Source organism: Streptomyces sp. NPDC055239 (assembly GCF_053606205.1).
Genome location: NZ_JBSGRD010000019.1, coordinates 96,580 through 111,666, shown reverse-complemented (window position 1 = coordinate 111,666; position 15,087 = coordinate 96,580). Strand labels below are relative to the sequence as shown.

The following is a 15,087-nucleotide window of genomic DNA, read 5'->3' as shown; positions in this document are numbered from 1 at the left end:
GAACCAGAAGCGGCCGCACCCTCAAGCGCAGGGTGCGGCCGCTTCCTTGACGTTCACTCAGCGATGATCGACGCGACCTGGGTGAGGGAGTCGATCCGCCAGTCCGCGGCCTCGACGACGGCCGGGTCGTCGGCCCACCAGTGGCCCCAGGGACCGCGCCGGATGTGCGCCGTTCTCAACCCGGCGGCCTTGGCCGGGTAGATGTCGTTCGCGGGATGGTCGCCGACGTAGAGCGTCCGCTCCGGCTCGGCCTGAGCCGCCTCGATCACCCTGGCGAAGAACGACGGATCCGGCTTCGCCACTCCCCACTCTCCCGAGGTGGCGACGAGATCGGCGGGCAGATCAAGGCCACGCAGCAGTTCGCCCACGCGAGACGTCTGATTACCCGCGACAACGACACGCAACCCCTGCTTGCGCAGCCCTCCCAGAGCGGGACGTACATCGGGGTAGAGGTCGATCTCGGCCAGGTGCTCACCACGCCCCGCGACCTCGCGGGCCTGATAGGCGGCGGCGACATCTATGTCCGGGCTCAGCAGCCGCAGCGCTTCGGCATTGTCGCGGCCCCGCGTGACGACACCGCCCACGAGCGCGGAGACGGTGTGACGGGGCACGCCGAGCCAATCGGCCCAGGATGCCCAGTAGCGGTCATCTTTGGTGAGGGTCTCCCCCACGTCGAAAACGACGGTCTCAATCATCGGGCTCAGCCTATGGCGCCCCCGCACCTGAACGACCGCCTGACCCGCGCCCTCAGGGGGGATCTCGTGTACGCCACGGTGATCGGTCCCGTATCGGCGCGGCGGGTACCCCGGCTCCACGGCACCGGCTTCGTACACAGGTCCGTAAACCGTGCTGCGCGGCGGCCCCGCGCGGCGCACTCTGGTGGCATGACCTGGCAGACACCCATCATCGTTCACCCGCCCGCTCCCGACGGCGGACGGCGGGTCACAGTGCGCGGACAGGCCGTCGGCGTCGCGCGCGACGACCGTGACCTGGTGGAGTTCCTGCGCCGCGCGGGTCTCGGTGACGCCGACATAGCCCTCGACGACCCGCACCTCGTGGAGTGGCGGGGCAGCGGGGCGCATGTGTGGGCGAAGGGCTCCTGAGTCTCGTCTGAGTGACTTCTGAGCAATCCCTCAGCGACTCCTGAGCGACTTCCGGCGAGCGGCACCGCGCTCCCCGCCCCCCTACACGCCCCGCCACCTGATCTCCGTCACCGACCCCGCGACACCCCGCCGGATTCCCCTGTCCGGCCCACACCGTTGCCCCGTTCGCACGACTGCGATCGCGGTCGCGCGGCTCCCTCCTTAGCGTTTGCGGCATCGAGGCGCATATCAGGTGAAAGCGGAAGAAGGTCCGCGGCTGCTCCTCGGAGACCCGGAGGAATCATCATGCGCGCGATACGCGTCGCCTCGGCCACTCTGCTCGCCGCCACCGCCCTGACCCTCACCGCCTCCGCCGCCTCCGCGGCCGTCGCGGACGACAGCGACTCGAACGACCACAACATCACCTCGTTCGGCTTCCGCGTCACCCCGTCCACGATCGCCGCCGGCGGTCAGGTCACGCTCAACGTGGACGGCTGCGAAGGCGACGCCACAGCGACCTCCGGTGTCTTCGACGACGCCCATATCCCCAAAGGGCAGCAGTCCGTCTCCGCGATGGTCTTCCCCGACGCCAAACCCGGCGCGATGTACGAGGTGACCTTCAAGTGCAAGAAGAAGGATCAGACGGAGGAGACGGGGACCACGGACCTCACCATCGCCACAGGACGCCCGACCTCGCACCCGACAGGACCCTCCCACCATGGCGTCAAGGCCGGCGTCGGCGGCAGCCTCGGCGGGCTCGACCTGCACGAGATCGCGCTCGGCGGCGCCCTGATCGTGGGCACGCTCGGCACCGCGTACTACTGGACCCGCCGCCGCACCGGGGACGGCAACTCCTGACGAACCGCCCCTGACCGGCGCGGAAGGGGGACGCGCCGGTCAGCAAGGCGGAACGGTCGACACCCGACGTGCGAGTGACGGGTGAAGTGCGAGTCACGGGCCTGCCGGTACCGGTATCGGTATCGGGCGTGCGGTCAGATGCCGCGGCCCGCGTTCTCCGAGCGGCGGCGCATCCAGAACACCCCGCCACCGACCACGGCGGCCGCCACGAGCACCCCGCCGATCGCCATGTCCGTACCGGTCGCCCCTGCGCTGCTGCTGCCTCCGAGACCACCGCGGACACCACCGTGGATGACGGTGAACGCGTTGGGCTTGGTGAGGGGCGCGCTGCTGCCGCAGTGGACGGTGATGCTGTGGGCCCCCGGCGACGCGTGATGGTGGATCGTCGTGTTCGCGCTGGCCGTGCCGCCGCCCATGGTCTTCAGGTTCGTGTCGGGGAAGGCGTCGGACGTGACCTTGCTGCCGACGGCCTGGCAGGCCGAGCCGTCGACCGTCACCGTCAGCTGTCCCCCTCTGGGGATCACGCTCGGCATGGCGACGATGTTGGACGGATCGGCCCAGGCCGATGCCGTCGGGGCGGCGAGGCCGACGACGGCACCCGCGGTGACTGCGACCGCGAGGGCACGGGTGGTGCGCATACGAGAAGTACGCATGTGAATCCTCCGCGGAAGACGCCCCGGGGTAACCGTCCCCGGTCGATCGGCGAGAGCGCCTCCCAAACAGACCCTCAGATGCCCTGCACACGCACGCATTTCGGCGATCGGCCGTCCTGGTGAGGCGACACGCCGGAGCGCGAACGCAGAAGCCGATATTGCCGCAGGTCACGGACCGTCAGAAATTTCCTGCGGCCCGCGACTCGGATGGCTCATGCCCGGTATGGGCGCCACCCGTTCGCTCCCGCTCTGTCGCCCGCCGCGCGCGCCGCGCTTAGCGTTCCAGTACGCGCAACGGACGCGGTTCGAATGCCGCGTTGAGAGGGGATCAGAGAATGCCTTCTTCCCAGCCGGCCGATGATGAGGAGCAGCAGAAGAAGCGCGCGCCGTGGGGCGTCATGGCGCTTGTTCTGCTGACCGGCCTCGCGCTGATCCGGAATGGCTCAGGGGAATTCGACGTGGGTCCGCCCCAGCCCGCATCGGCCGCCGCCGCGGACCAGGCACCCGACGGGGCGGGCCGGGGCATCACGCCGATGACGTTCTCCCCCGCCGCGCGGGTGGGCATCAAGGGGATCCGGGTGGACGCGCCGGTCATGCCCGTCGGGCTCGACTCGGAGGGCTGGGTGGACGCGCCGCCGCCGGAGGACCCGAACCTCGCGGGCTGGTTCACCGGAGCCGTGTCGCCGGGCGAGAAGGGCACGTCCGTGATCGTCGGCCATGTGGACAATCAGCAGGGGCCCGCCGTCTTCTACGGCCTGGGTTCGCTCAAGAAGGGAAACCGCGTCGAGGTCCTGCGCAGAGACCGTAAGACCGCGGTCTTCGAGATCTATGGAATCGAAGTGTTCGAGAAGAACGACTTCCCCGGACGCCGCGTCTACAAGGACAAGGGAACTCCGGAACTCCGCGTCATCACCTGCGGCGGCGGATTTTCGAAGCAGTCCGGGTACGACGGAAATGTCGTCGTTTTCGCCCGCCTGGTGGACGTGCGCTGACGGCGAACGCGTCGGCGGAACACGGCGGCACCTGGCGGGCGAAATTCCCCTGCTGAATTCCGGCTGAATTCAGGCTGGGTGCGGGCTGAGGCCCGGCTAGACCCCGTAGCGGCTCGGCAGGCTGATCCGGTACCCCGAATCGATGAGTTCGGGAAGGTACGTCCGCAGCGCCTCGACGCTCTGGGAACGGTCGCCGCCCGCGTCGTGCGAGAGCACAACCACCCCGGGGCCCGCACCGGCCCGTACGCGCCGGATGATCGTGCGGGTGCCCGGCTCGGTCCAGTCCAGGGTGTCGACGGTCCAGGCGAGCGGCTCCATGCCCAGGTCGGCGCCCAGTTGGAAGGCGTTGCGATTCCAAGCCCCGTAGGGGGCACGGAACCAGGCCGGGGGGTCGCCCACGGCGTCCTCGACGACCTCGCAGGTGCGCTCGATCTCCTCGCGCATCGCGCTCCGGCTCATCTTCGGGAGCAGCGGATGCGTCCACGTGTGGTTGCCGATCAGATGCCCGTCGTCGGCCATCTCGCGCAGCAGGTCCTTGTTGTCGACGGCCATCTCACCGCAGACGAAGAACATCGCGCGGACGTCGTAGCGGCGCAGGGTGCGCAGGATGCCGGGCGTGTAGCGGGGGTCGGGCCCGTCGTCGAAGGTCAGCACCATGCTGCGGCCCTGCCCGTCCATGCGCAGGATCGGCTCCTTGCGCACCCGTGGCCGGGCGCGCGGGGCTCCCGCAGGGCCGCTGCCCGCCATGGGCTGGAGGCGGTAGGCGGAGGGCTTGAGGGGGCGCGCGGCGGCAGGCGGGCCACCGGCCGCCGCGCCACTGGGAGCCGCGGGTCCCGGCGTGCCCGGCGTCGCGGTGCCCGGCCCCTCCGTTCCCGCACAGCCGGCGGTCGCGGCCAGACCGAAGACAGCGGCGCCGCGCAGGAGTGCGCGACGCCCTGGAGTCATTTGATCCTTTTTCATGACTAATCCGTCGCATGGCGGAAGCCCAACACGGACCATCAACACCACGGCGGACCGCGAAAGCACCCGATGGGACCAGCAGAGAACCCAGCAGGGAACCCGGCAGAGAACCGCAGCAGGGGCGATATCGCGGGTCAGCGGCGCCGTACGAGCGGGAAGGGCAGCGTCTCCCGGATCGTCAGTCCTGTGAGGAACATGACGAGCCGGTCGACGCCGATGCCGAGTCCGCCGGTGGGCGGCATCGCGTACTCCAGGGCGTCGAGGAAGTCCTCGTCCAGTTCCATCGCCTCCGGGTCTCCCCCTGCGGCGAGCAGCGACTGCGCGGTGAGGCGGCGGCGCTGCTCGACGGGGTCGGTCAACTCCGAGTACGCGGTCCCCAGTTCGGTGCCGAAGGCGACCAGGTCCCAGCGTTCGGCCAGGCGCGGGTCGGTGCGGTGCTGGCGGGTCAGCGGGGAGACGTCGGTCGGGAAGTCCTTGTAGAAGGTGGGCAGCTTCGTCCTCTCCTCGACGAGGCGCTCGTACATCTCGAGTACGACGTCACCGCGACCGTCGTCAGGCTGGTACGGGACGTCGGCGCGGTCGCAGAGCCGGTGCAGCCGCGCCAGTGGGGTGTCCGCGTCGACCTCGTCGCCGAGAGCTTCCGAGATCGCACCGTAGACCGTCTTGACCGGCCACAATCCGGAGATGTCGTGCTCGGTGAGCCGCCCGTCCGCGTCGGCCTTGCGGGCGACGGGTGCGCCGAAGGCGGCGGTGGCGGCGCCCTGGATGAGTTCGCGGGTGAGGTCGAGCATCACGTCGTAGTCGGCGAACGCCTGGTAGGCCTCCAGCATCGTGAACTCGGGGTTGTGCTTGTAGCTCACGCCCTCGTTGCGGAAGGTGCGGCCCATCTCGAAGACCTTCTCCATGCCGCCGACGCAGAGCCGCTTCAGATAGAGCTCGGGTGCGATGCGCAGATAGAGGTCGAGGTCGTAGGCGTTGATGTGGGTGGTGAAGGGGCGGGCGTTGGCGCCCCCGTGGATCTGCTGGAGCATCGGGGTCTCGACCTCGAGGTAGCCGCGGTCCAACAGGCCCTGGCGCAGGGCCTGCACGGCCGTTGACCGGGCCCGGACGACGTCGCGTGCGTCGGGGCTCGCGACCAGATCGAGGTAGCGGCGGCGGACCTTGGCCTCGGGGTCGGTGAGACCGCGGTGCTTGTCGGGCAGCGGGCGCAGGCATTTGCCGGTGAGCTGCCAGCCGGTGACGAAGACGGTCAGCTCGCCCTTGTCGCTGGTGCCGACCGTGCCGGTGGCGGTGATGTGGTCGCCGATGTCCGTGCCGGAGGTGAAGCCTTCAAGGACGTCCGGGGTCGACCGGTCCCGGGTCAGAGCGAGTTGGCGGTCTCCCGACCAGTCGCGCAGGACCGCGAACACGACCCCGCCGAAGTCGCGTACGAGCATGACGCGCCCCGCGACCGTGACCTGCTCCCCCGTCAGAGCGGGCGTCACCTCGGCGAGGGTGTGGGTGCGCGGCGGGAGGCCCACCGGGTAGGGGTCGACTCCGTCGGCGCGCAGCCGGTCGAGCTTGCGGTGACGGATGCGGACCTGGTCGGGGAGTTCGGCCAGGGGGTCGGCGTCCGCGGCGTCCCCCTGTCCCGCGAGACCGAGGGCGGAGATCGGCGGGAGGCCCTCCGTGCCGACGGGCTTGGTGACGCCCTTGGGCCCACGGCCCTTGCCCCAGAGCTTGCGCAGCGAGGGTACGGAGACGAAGCCTTCCGCGATGCCCGAAGCGAGGCTGATCCGGGCGAGGGCTCCGGCGTCGCCGTAACAGATGAAGCGGGGATACCACTCGGGGTGGTACTTGGCGTTGGAGCGGTAGAGCGCTTCGAGCTGCCACCACTTGGAGAAGAAGAGGAGCAGCTTGCGCCACAGGCGAAGGACGGGACCGGCTCCGATCCGGGCCCCTTCCTCGAAGACCGAGCGGAACACGGCGAAGTTCAGCGAGATGCGGCGCACCCCGAACTTCCCCGCCCCCGCGCAGAGTTCCGCGACCATGAACTCCATGACCCCGTTGGGCGCGCTCGCCCGGTCGCGGCGCATCAGGTCCAGGGAGATGCCGTCCTTGCCCCAGGGGACGAGCGAGAGCAGCGCGATGAGCCGTCCTTCGGCGTCCAGGGCCTCGACGAGCAGGCAGTCGCCGTCCTCGGGGTCGCCGAGACGGTCGAGCGCCATCGAGAAGCCGCGCTCGGTCTCGGTGTCCCGCCAGGCGTCCGCCTTGTCGACGATCTCCTCCATCTCCTCGTCGGTGAGGGTGGAGTGGCGGCGGATGCGGGTGGTGGCGCCGGTGCGGCGGACGCGGTTCACGGCCTGCCGGGTGACGCGCATGTCGCGGCCGTCCAGGTCGAAGGCCGCGATGTGCAGGATCGCCTCGTCGCCGAGCTGGAGCGCGCCGAGCCCGGAGCGCGCGTAGGCGGTGGCGCCCTCCTCGGACGCACCCATCACCGCGGGGGCCCATGCGTACCGCCGGGCCACGTCGAGCCAGGCGCCGATCGCGTGCGGCCAGGCCTCGCGGTCGCCGACCGGGTCGCCGCTGGCCAGGCAGACGCCCGCCTCGACGCGGTAGGTGACGGCGGCCTTGCCGCTGGGCGAGAAGACGACGGCCTTGTCGCGCCGGGTGGCGAAGTAGCCGAGCGAGTCCTGGGCGCCGTACGCGCCGAGCAGCGCACGGATGCGGGGCTCCTCGTCGCCGTGCAGGGCGGCTTCCATGCGCTGGGAGCGGAAGAGGGTCGCGGCGGCGTTCAGGAGGGCGAGTGCGCCGAAGAGGCCGAGCCAGAAGTGCAGAGCACGTGAGGGTCTGCCGTCGAAGTAGTCGCCGCCGGTGAAGAGCCCGCCGCAGACGCGGTCCGCCGCCCACAGCAGGGCGTGGCCGCGCGGCAGCGACCCCGGGAAGAGCGCGACGAGGCCCCAGCCGACCAGGATCGCCACGGCGAGGCCCGCGACGAGGACGAGCACGGCCCGCCGGACCGCCCCGCGGCGGGAGTCCGCGGAGAACTCCTTGCGGGCCAGGACGAGCAGGACGAGGGCGATGGAGCAGACGACGAGGGAGGGGATCGAGTCCGCCCAGAAGCCGAGGGCGATGCCCAGGACGTCGAAGGCGAGGAGGAGCCCCAGATAGACGACGACCAGCCACCACGCGACCTTCTTACGGGCCGCTGTCGCCCCGGCAAGGAGGAAGAGGAAGACCGCGTACGCCAGGTTGGGGCTCACCGGGACCGTGAGGAGGTCGAGGACACGGACCACCGGGCGCAGGAGGTGGCGCAGCGGGGCGATGATCGCGAGGATCGCGCAGAAGAGGCCCAGGGTGCCGAAGAAGGTGGCGAATCCCTCCGGCACGCGTCTGAGGAAGCGGGCCTTCGCGCCCTGCGGCGGCGCGGTGCGGGGGCTCTCCACGCTGATGCTCATGGATCGACCCTAGGAAGGGCCGCGCCGCCCCGCTCGTCGGAGCACCCGCGGGCGCTCCGGACAACGCCGCCCACGGCCGAAGCGGAATGACGGCTCCGATAACCTCTCGGCTGTGACTGAACACCACTCCCACCAGTTCGAACGCGGTACGGACGGCCCGAAGGTGATCGTCGTCGGCGTCGACGGCTCGGATTCCTCGCTCCGGGCGGCGGCATATGCCGGAGGCCTGGCGCGGCGACAGCACGCGCTGCTCGCCGTCGTCTACATCCAGCCGGTGATGGCCGCGGGCGCCGCGCTCGGCGCCCCGGTGGCCGAGGCGACCGACGAGATCGCCGAGTCCCTGATCGCCGAGATCAGAGACGCGACCGAGCGGGTGAAGGACATATTCGACGTGCGCTGGGAGTTCCACACCTTCCGCGGCGATCCCTACAGCGGTCTGGTCGCCGCGGCGGACGACCTCACCGCCGACGCCGTGGTCGTCGGCGCCTCCGAGCAGGCGGGCCACCGTATCGTCGGCTCGGTCGCGGTACGCCTGGTCAAGGCGGGTCGCTGGCCCGTCACCGTGGTGCCGTAACCCACAGCGGCCAGACTGCTGAACCCTCGCAGGTCCTCGCAGGTATGGCGGGTGTGGTGTCTTCCGTCATGCGCACGCCTGGGCCATCATGATCCGCCATCAGCCGACTGCCGTCCGCGAAGAGGTGGAGCTCATGGCGGGACTCCGGATGGGGCACGGCGTTCTGCGCCGCAAGCCCATCGAGAGCATCGAAGAAACCGAAGGCGCGGAAGGCGGCGGGCTCTCCCGCTCGCTCGGCCTCTGGCAGCTCACCGCGATCGGCGTCGGCGGCATCATCGGCGCCGGCATCTTCACCCTCGCCGGGACGGTGGCCAACGGCACGGCGGGACCCGCCGTCCTCATCTCCTTCCTCATCGCCGGTGTCGCGAGCGCGGCGGCCGCCTTCTCGTACGCCGAGTTCGCGGGCCTCATCCCGAAGGCGGGATCGGCGTACACCTACGGCTATGTGGTGCTCGGCGAGCTCACCGGCTGGTTCATCGGCTGGGACCTGCTCCTGGAGTACACGGCGATCGTGGCAGTGGTCGCGATCGGCATCTCGGGCTACTTCAACTTCCTCCTGAACGACATGGGCGCTCAGCTGCCCCACTGGATGCTGGGAGCGCCCGGCACGGGCGACGGGCACAAGGTCGACCTGTTCGCCGCGGTGCTGTGCCTGCTCATCGCCTACCTCCTGACCCTCGGCATCAAGAACGCGGCGCGTTTCGAGATGATCGTGGTCGTGCTGAAGGTCATCGTCGTGCTCGTGGTGATCGCGGTCGGCTTCTTCCACATCAACACCGGGAACTACAAGCCGTTCTTCCCCTTCGGCGTCAGCGGAGCGTTCACGGGTGCGGCCACCGTATTCTTCGCGGTCTTCGGCTACGACGCGATGAGCACCGCCGCCGAGGAGTCCAAGGACGCGCAGCGCCACATGCCGAAGGCGATCCTCTACTCGCTCGCGATCTCGATGGTCCTGTACGTACTCGCCTGTCTCGTCCTCACGGGCATGCAGAGTTACAAGGACATCGACCCGGAGAGCGGCTTCTCCACCGCGTTCAAGTCGGTGGGCCTGGGCGGTCTCGCCGATGTCATCGCGGTCGGCGCGATCATCGGCATCCTCACCGTGATGTTCACCTTCATGCTCGGCGTCACCCGCGTCTGGTTCAGCATGTCGCGCGACGGGCTCCTTCCGAAGTGGTTCGCCAAGACGCACAAGACCCGGCATGTGCCGACGCGCGTGACGTGGATCGTCGGGTTCGCCTCGGCCGCCATCGCCGGGTTCCTGCCGATCGGCGAGGCGGCCGAACTGACCAACATCGGGATCCTGTTGGCGTTCGTCGTGGTGTGCGTCGCGGTGATCGTGCTGCGCTACAAGCAGCCCGATCTCCCGCGCACGTTCCGCTGCCCGGGGATGCCGGTGGTGCCCGCCATCGGGGTCGTCTTCTCGATCTGGCTGATCACGTTCCTGCAGTGGCAGACGTGGGTACGGTTCGCGGTGTGGTTCGCGATCGGTCTCGTCGTCTACTTCGGCTACTCGTACCGGAAGTCGGAGCTCGCGAAGGCCGACCGCGTTCCCTAGAGCGGGGTTTGTCAGGAGGTCTGCTCGATGGACTTCGCGAACTCGTTGGCCATCTGATCCAGCCCCTTGCTCCGCCACTCGGACCAGAAGGGCTTCCACTCAGCGATCTTCTTGCGGCCGCTGACGATGTCGTTGACCAAGTCTCCCGCCTCAGTCTGCATTCGGCCGTAGTGCTGGGTGTAGGCGTCCGAGTAGTGGCCGACCGTCGGGTCCTGAATGCCGGTCTCGACGAGCTTCTTCTCCATGCCGTAGACCGTGCGCACGTCGTCGACGCTCTCCTTGCCGGGGAAGGACGAGGCAAGGAGGGCGAACGGCGCGGTGGTGGCGGTTCGCAGACCGCTGTTGAGACCCTCGACCTGCTGCTTGCCCTTCTTCGAGTACTCCGGGAAGCCCCGGTCGTTGTAGGTGAAGGTCTCCCCCTTGGTGCCGAACTCGAGGAACTCGCGCTCCTGGGTACCGAATGGCGCCGCCAGGTAGTTGAGCAGTTCGAGCATCATGCGGACGCGCTTCTCGTCGCCCTTCCTGATGGCCGTGTAGCCGATCGTGCCGCGGTGGAGGTGGTGCGTGGGCTTCTGGCCACCCCCTGCGAACGGGATGAGGACCTCAGCCGCCAAATCGGGGTCGTTGACCCGCGTCTTCACCCGTGCGTCGTAGGGGCTGGAGTACACGCACGCACCGATCGAACCCTGCGCCATCTTGATGTACGCGTCAGCCATCTTCGGGTCGCCCGGATAGAAGACCCCGGCCTTCTTCAGCTTCATGACGAAGCTGAGGGCCTCCAAGTACTCCTCCGTCTCCTGAAAGAATGTCAGCGAACCGTTCTTGTTCACCCGCCACTTGTTGGGTGCGCCGAAACACTGGCTCATCACGCTGGCCGCATTCACATAGATCGGCTCAAGCGCCCACACCTTGCCACCGGTGACCTCCTTGCACTTGGACAGGAACTCTTCGGGGCTGCCCGCAGAGAGACCTTCCGCCTTGTCCCAGGCCTTCGGGTTTCCTCCGTAGACCTGGCCGAACGCCGGGTAGGGGCTTGGCGCACCCCAGATCTTGCCGTTGACGACTGCGGTCTTCCAATGGGCAGGGGTCATCGCAGCGAGGTTCGGATAGTCCTTGACCGCGTCCCCGGAGACATACTCCGTGATATCCGCACACTTGGCCTCCAAGAGCTCGGCAATGTGCTGAAGCCCCTGGTTCGGCGGTATCCACATCAGGTCGGGCAGGTCGCCGCCGGCGATGACGGCCGGAAACTTCTGCTCGTAGCCCGGGTCGGTGCCGAGGATCGCCGAGAGATCGAAGCCGATCTCCTTGTTGAGCTGCTGCCAGTAATCGTTACGGCTTTTCGGCAGCGGGGGCTGCACCCAGATCTCGGTGAGCATCGAGACCTTCGAACCGTCACCGGGCGGCTTCGGCACACTCCTGATCAGCTTTTCGGGGTACTTCAAGTAGCCCGCCGAGAGGCCTTTCGCGCTCGACGGGAGGTCGGGCTCAATCTTGGTGAAGGGGACGTACGCGGGCAGCTTCACCTTCGACGAAGCCGTTTCGCTCTTCTTGTTGGCGGCGCCGCCGCAGCCTGTAAGGGAAGTCATGGTCGCACCCGCGGCAACCGCGGTGGACACGCTCAGGAAGGTGCGTCGGGACATGCCTGTCATGGGAATCTCCGCGAAAGGTGTCAGGTGGTGTCAGGGGAAAGGCAGTTCAGCCCTTGATGGCGCCGGTGAGCACTCCCTTGGTGAAGTACTTCTGCAGGAACGGGAAGAGCAGCAGGATCGGGATGAGCGCGATCATGACGACGGCCATGGAGATCGACTGCTGGGGCGGCATGTGGCTGACGCCGAGCTGGTCGCCCGAGATGGACTTGCCCTGGACCACGTAGGTCCGCAGGACCAGTTGGATGGGCCACTTGCCCGAGTCGTTGAGGTAGAGCATCGCGTTGAAGAACGCGTTCCAGTACGTGACCGCGTAGAAGAGGCCGACGACGGCGACGACTCCCTTGGAGAGCGGGAGCACGATGCGGGTCAGGATCCGCCAGTCGCCCGCGCCGTCGATCCGCGCCGCCTGGTACAGCTCCTCGGGGATGTTCATGAAGAACGCCCGCAGGACGACGAGGTTGAAGGCGTTGATCATGACGGGCAGGATCAACGACCAGTAGGAATCGAGGAGTCCGAGCTCCTTGACCACCACGTACATCGGCACCATGCCCGGCACGAAGAGGAGCGTGAAGAGCACCATCAGGAGGATCGGCTTGCTGCCGGGGACGCCGCGCTTGCTGAGGCCGTAGGCGAGCGCGATCGTCGTCAGGAGCGAGAGCGCCGTGCCGACGAGCGTGATCAGGACGCTGACGACGACGGCGCGGGAGACGATGCCACCGGAGAGGATCGTCCGGTACGCCTCCAGGGTCGGCTCCGTGGGGAAGAGGACGAAGCCGCCCGCCTCGGTGATCTCCTTGCGGGAGGCGAGGCTGGTGGAGAGCACCGTGACGAAGGGCAGGATCATCACGGCGCAGATGACGGTGATGACGACGGCCTTGGCGGTCGAGCCGATCTTCGTGGGCGGCTCTTCCCAGGCGGGCCGCTCCTCGCGGGCCCGCGGCGATCGCAGGGGGAATCCGAAGCTGCTCATTTGCTGTACACCCCGTGCTCTCCGAAGGCGTGGGCGACCTTGTTGGCGCCGTAGATCATCAAGGCCCCGATGACGCCCTTGACCAGGCCCGCGGCGGCGCCGACGCCCCAGTCGCCGTAGACGACGCCGTGGTAGTAGATGTAGGTGTCGAGGACTTCCGACGCGCGGGCCCCGACCGCGTCGCGCTGGAGCAGGAACTGCTCGAAGCCGACGGACAGGACGTCGCCGAGGCGGAGCACGAGCAGCATGATCGTGACGCCGCGCACGGCGGGCAGGGTGACGTGCCACATGCGGCGCCAGCGTCCGGCGCCGTCGACGGCCGCCGACTCGTACAGGCTCTGGTCGACGCTGGCGAGCGCCGCCAGGTAAATGATCATGCCCCAGCCGATGTCCTTCCAGATCACCTGTCCGGTGATGAGGAGGGAGAAGGTGTCGGGGTCGGTCATCACGTCGAGGGCGGACATGCCGTGGTCGCGCAGGTAGTTGCTGAAGAGGCCGGCGCCGCCGAGTACCTGCTGGAAGAGCGCGACGACCAGGACCCAGGAGATGAAGTGGGGCAGATAGACGACGCTCTGCACGAACTTCTTGATCCGCGGGCTGACCAGACTGTTGATCAGCAGGGCGAGGGCGAGCGGCGCCGGGAAGAAGAAGACCAGCTGGAGCGCGGCGAACGACAGGGTGTTGCGGACCGCCTCCCAGAACGCCGGGTCGGCGAAGAGCTCCTGGAAGTTGGCGAGGCCCACCAGAGGGCTGTCCTTGAAGCCGATGAAGGGCTGGTAGTCCTGGAAGGCGATGACGTTGCCGAGCATCGGCACGTAGAAGAAGAACAGGAAGAAGAGCAGGCCCGGGGCGATGAGGGCGAGCATCACCCAGTTGTTCCGCAGTCGGACGCGGAGCGGGACGCGGCGGTAGCGCGGCGGGTCCTGGGACTCCGGACACGACTTCGGATCCGACCCGGATGGTGGCGGCGACGCGGCGCGTGGCCTGCGTTGCGTTGCTGGGGATGTCACACGTACTCCCTGGCCTGGCGGCACGACGGAACAGAAAAGTGGCAGCCGACAGCCCGGACGGCCGTCGGGAGTCGGCCAATTAAGAAGCCAACTTGCCGAAAGAGAGCCACATCATCGAAGCGTGGCTCCCGCCCGTCAACCACCTTCCGGTCCTAGAGAGTTGGATTTTTCTGCGCGGCGTGATCGATGTGTTCCAGTGCGAGACGAGCTGCCCCGATTGCGGTGGATTCCTCGCCGAGTACGGAGGTTTGCACCGTCGGCCGGTAGGGGCAGAGCACGCCGAGCCGTGCCGCGAACGGCTCGCTGAGCAGGGCGCCCGCACGCGAGATCCCGCCGCCGAGCACCACGGACTGCGGGTCGAGTACGGCGACGTGGCGGGCCAGACTGTCGGCGAGCGCCTCGGCGAAGGCGCGCAGGGTGTACTTCGCCCCGCCGTCGCCCGCCGCCGCGGCGGTCACCACCGCGCGGGCGGCGTTCTCGCGCGTCGGCCTGTCCGCGCCCTGGTGCCCCGCGAACCAGTCGAGGAGCCGCTGGTAGCACCGCTCCCAGCCGTCGCCCGCGACCATCTCCCCCGCCGCGCCACGGTGTCCGCGGTGCAGCTCACCCCGGAGCCAGAGGCCGATGCCGAGCCGGTTGCCGACGTACAGATACACGCAGTCGTCCGCGCCCACCGACACTCCCCCGGTGCACTCGGCGAGGGTCGCCAGCTGGATGTCGTTGCCCACGACGACGGGGCCGTGACCCGGGTCGGCGAGTTCCCGGGTGAGGTCCAGACCCGTCCACTGCGGCAACGAGTCGCTCTCCACCACCCGGCCCGCCGCGTCCACCATGCCGCTGGTGCCGACGCCGGTCGCCAGCGGGCGCACGTCCGCCGCCGCAGGCTGCGCCAGGCAGCCCGCGATCGCCTCGCGGACGGCGTCGAGGCGCTGCCCGGCGGGGAGTTCGGGCGTGACGGCGACACGCTGGGTGGCCACCGTCCGGCCGAGCAGGTCGGCGGCGTGCACCAGGATCTTGTGCGCGCCGATGTCCACGCCCAGAACGTGCGCGGCCTCGGCCCGGAACCGGAATCTGCGGGCGGGCCTGCCCACACTTCCGCTGCCCGGCGTCAGTTCCACCAGGTGGCCCTCGCGCAGGAGCTGGGCCGTGAGGTCCTGGGCCGTGGGGCGTGACACCCCGATGAGCGTGGCGAGTTCGGGCACGGTGATCTCGTCCCGCTCGCGCAGCACGCGCAGGGCGGCTGCCGTGTTGAGGCGGCGCAGCAGCGACGGGTCCCCGCTCGTGGCACTCGTGGCACTTGTGGGCCGATTCAAGGCGTCCCCCTTGACAGCGCGATCGGTTGAT

General features: G+C 68.9%; 13 protein-coding genes. 5 read left to right on the top strand and 8 right to left on the bottom strand.

Features of this window, described 5'->3' with window-relative positions; translation table 11 throughout:
* Positions 1-53: 53 nt before the first annotated feature.
* Positions 54-695, bottom strand: a complete 642-nt coding sequence (locus tag ACWFRJ_RS40695) for an HAD family hydrolase (RefSeq protein WP_453543392.1) — start codon at positions 693-695, stop codon at positions 54-56.
* 189 nt (positions 696-884) lie between these two features.
* Between ACWFRJ_RS40695 and ACWFRJ_RS40690 the strand changes: the two genes are divergently transcribed.
* Positions 885-1,103, top strand: a complete 219-nt coding sequence (locus tag ACWFRJ_RS40690) for a hypothetical protein (RefSeq protein WP_453543390.1) — start codon at positions 885-887, stop codon at positions 1,101-1,103.
* Positions 1,104-1,388: 285 nt separating this feature from the next.
* Entirely contained in the window at positions 1,389-1,940 is a 552-nt protein-coding gene (locus tag ACWFRJ_RS40685) for a hypothetical protein (protein WP_453543388.1), read from the top strand.
* 134 nt (positions 1,941-2,074) lie between these two features.
* Here ACWFRJ_RS40685 and ACWFRJ_RS40680 read toward each other — a convergent pair whose 3' ends face one another.
* Positions 2,075-2,578, bottom strand: a complete 504-nt coding sequence (locus ACWFRJ_RS40680; protein ID WP_453543442.1) for a hypothetical protein — start codon at positions 2,576-2,578, stop codon at positions 2,075-2,077.
* A 350-nt stretch (positions 2,579-2,928) separates the two neighbouring features.
* Between ACWFRJ_RS40680 and ACWFRJ_RS40675 the strand changes: the two genes are divergently transcribed.
* Positions 2,929-3,585 carry a class F sortase gene (locus ACWFRJ_RS40675; protein ID WP_453543386.1) on the top strand — a complete coding sequence of 219 codons (657 nt, stop codon included), beginning with the start codon at positions 2,929-2,931 and terminating at the stop codon, positions 3,583-3,585.
* A gap of 96 nt (positions 3,586-3,681) precedes the next feature.
* Here the strand turns inward: ACWFRJ_RS40675 and ACWFRJ_RS40670 are convergent, their stop codons facing one another.
* Both ACWFRJ_RS40670 and lysX read right to left on the bottom strand, forming a co-directional pair.
* Positions 3,682-4,545 carry a polysaccharide deacetylase family protein gene (locus ACWFRJ_RS40670; RefSeq protein ID WP_453543384.1) on the bottom strand — a complete coding sequence of 288 codons (864 nt, stop codon included), beginning with the start codon at positions 4,543-4,545 and terminating at the stop codon, positions 3,682-3,684.
* A 134-nt stretch (positions 4,546-4,679) separates the two neighbouring features.
* Entirely contained in the window at positions 4,680-7,982 is a 3,303-nt protein-coding gene (gene lysX, locus ACWFRJ_RS40665; RefSeq protein ID WP_453543381.1) for a bifunctional lysylphosphatidylglycerol synthetase/lysine--tRNA ligase LysX, read from the bottom strand.
* Positions 7,983-8,094: 112 nt separating this feature from the next.
* Between lysX and ACWFRJ_RS40660 the strand changes: the two genes are divergently transcribed.
* Together ACWFRJ_RS40660 and ACWFRJ_RS40655 are read left to right on the top strand one after the other, a co-directional pair.
* Complete coding sequence (locus ACWFRJ_RS40660) at positions 8,095-8,556, top strand: universal stress protein (RefSeq protein WP_453543378.1); 462 nt, start codon at positions 8,095-8,097, stop codon at positions 8,554-8,556.
* 133 nt (positions 8,557-8,689) lie between these two features.
* Positions 8,690-10,114, top strand: a complete 1,425-nt coding sequence (locus ACWFRJ_RS40655) for an amino acid permease (RefSeq protein ID WP_453543375.1) — start codon at positions 8,690-8,692, stop codon at positions 10,112-10,114.
* Between the two features lie 11 nt (positions 10,115-10,125).
* On the opposite strand, the gene ACWFRJ_RS40650 is transcribed toward ACWFRJ_RS40655, so the two are convergent.
* From ACWFRJ_RS40650 to ACWFRJ_RS40635, 4 genes are all read right to left on the bottom strand, one after another.
* Complete coding sequence (locus tag ACWFRJ_RS40650; protein ID WP_453543372.1) at positions 10,126-11,703, bottom strand: hypothetical protein; 1,578 nt, start codon at positions 11,701-11,703, stop codon at positions 10,126-10,128.
* Between the two features lie 109 nt (positions 11,704-11,812).
* Positions 11,813-12,736: a carbohydrate ABC transporter permease gene (locus ACWFRJ_RS40645; protein ID WP_453543369.1), complete on the bottom strand. Its 924-nt coding sequence runs from the start codon at positions 12,734-12,736 to the stop codon at positions 11,813-11,815.
* Positions 12,733-13,746, bottom strand: a complete 1,014-nt coding sequence (locus ACWFRJ_RS40640) for an ABC transporter permease (RefSeq protein ID WP_453543366.1) — start codon at positions 13,744-13,746, stop codon at positions 12,733-12,735. Before ACWFRJ_RS40640 ends, ACWFRJ_RS40645 begins: the two co-directional genes overlap by 4 nt.
* A 152-nt stretch (positions 13,747-13,898) precedes the next feature.
* Positions 13,899-15,056 carry an ROK family protein gene (locus ACWFRJ_RS40635; RefSeq protein WP_453543363.1) on the bottom strand — a complete coding sequence of 386 codons (1,158 nt, stop codon included), beginning with the start codon at positions 15,054-15,056 and terminating at the stop codon, positions 13,899-13,901.
* Positions 15,057-15,087: the final 31 nt, after the last annotated feature.

Bases quoted from the DNA above. Each gene is read 5' to 3' on its own strand.
- ACWFRJ_RS40695 (WP_453543392.1), bottom strand. From the start codon at position 695: ATGATTGAGACCGTCGTTTTCGACGTGGGGGAGACCCTCACCAAAGAT.
- ACWFRJ_RS40690 (WP_453543390.1), top strand. From the start codon at position 885: ATGACCTGGCAGACACCCATCATCGTTCACCCGCCCGCTCCCGACGGC.
- ACWFRJ_RS40685 (WP_453543388.1), top strand. From the start codon at position 1,389: ATGCGCGCGATACGCGTCGCCTCGGCCACTCTGCTCGCCGCCACCGCC.
- ACWFRJ_RS40680 (WP_453543442.1), bottom strand. From the start codon at position 2,578: ATGCGCACCACCCGTGCCCTCGCGGTCGCAGTCACCGCGGGTGCCGTC.
- ACWFRJ_RS40675 (WP_453543386.1), top strand. From the start codon at position 2,929: ATGCCTTCTTCCCAGCCGGCCGATGATGAGGAGCAGCAGAAGAAGCGC.
- ACWFRJ_RS40670 (WP_453543384.1), bottom strand. From the start codon at position 4,545: ATGAAAAAGGATCAAATGACTCCAGGGCGTCGCGCACTCCTGCGCGGC.
- lysX (WP_453543381.1), bottom strand. From the start codon at position 7,982: ATGAGCATCAGCGTGGAGAGCCCCCGCACCGCGCCGCCGCAGGGCGCG.
- ACWFRJ_RS40655 (WP_453543375.1), top strand. From the start codon at position 8,690: ATGGCGGGACTCCGGATGGGGCACGGCGTTCTGCGCCGCAAGCCCATC.
- ACWFRJ_RS40650 (WP_453543372.1), bottom strand. From the start codon at position 11,703: ATGACTTCCCTTACAGGCTGCGGCGGCGCCGCCAACAAGAAGAGCGAA.
- ACWFRJ_RS40645 (WP_453543369.1), bottom strand. From the start codon at position 12,736: ATGAGCAGCTTCGGATTCCCCCTGCGATCGCCGCGGGCCCGCGAGGAG.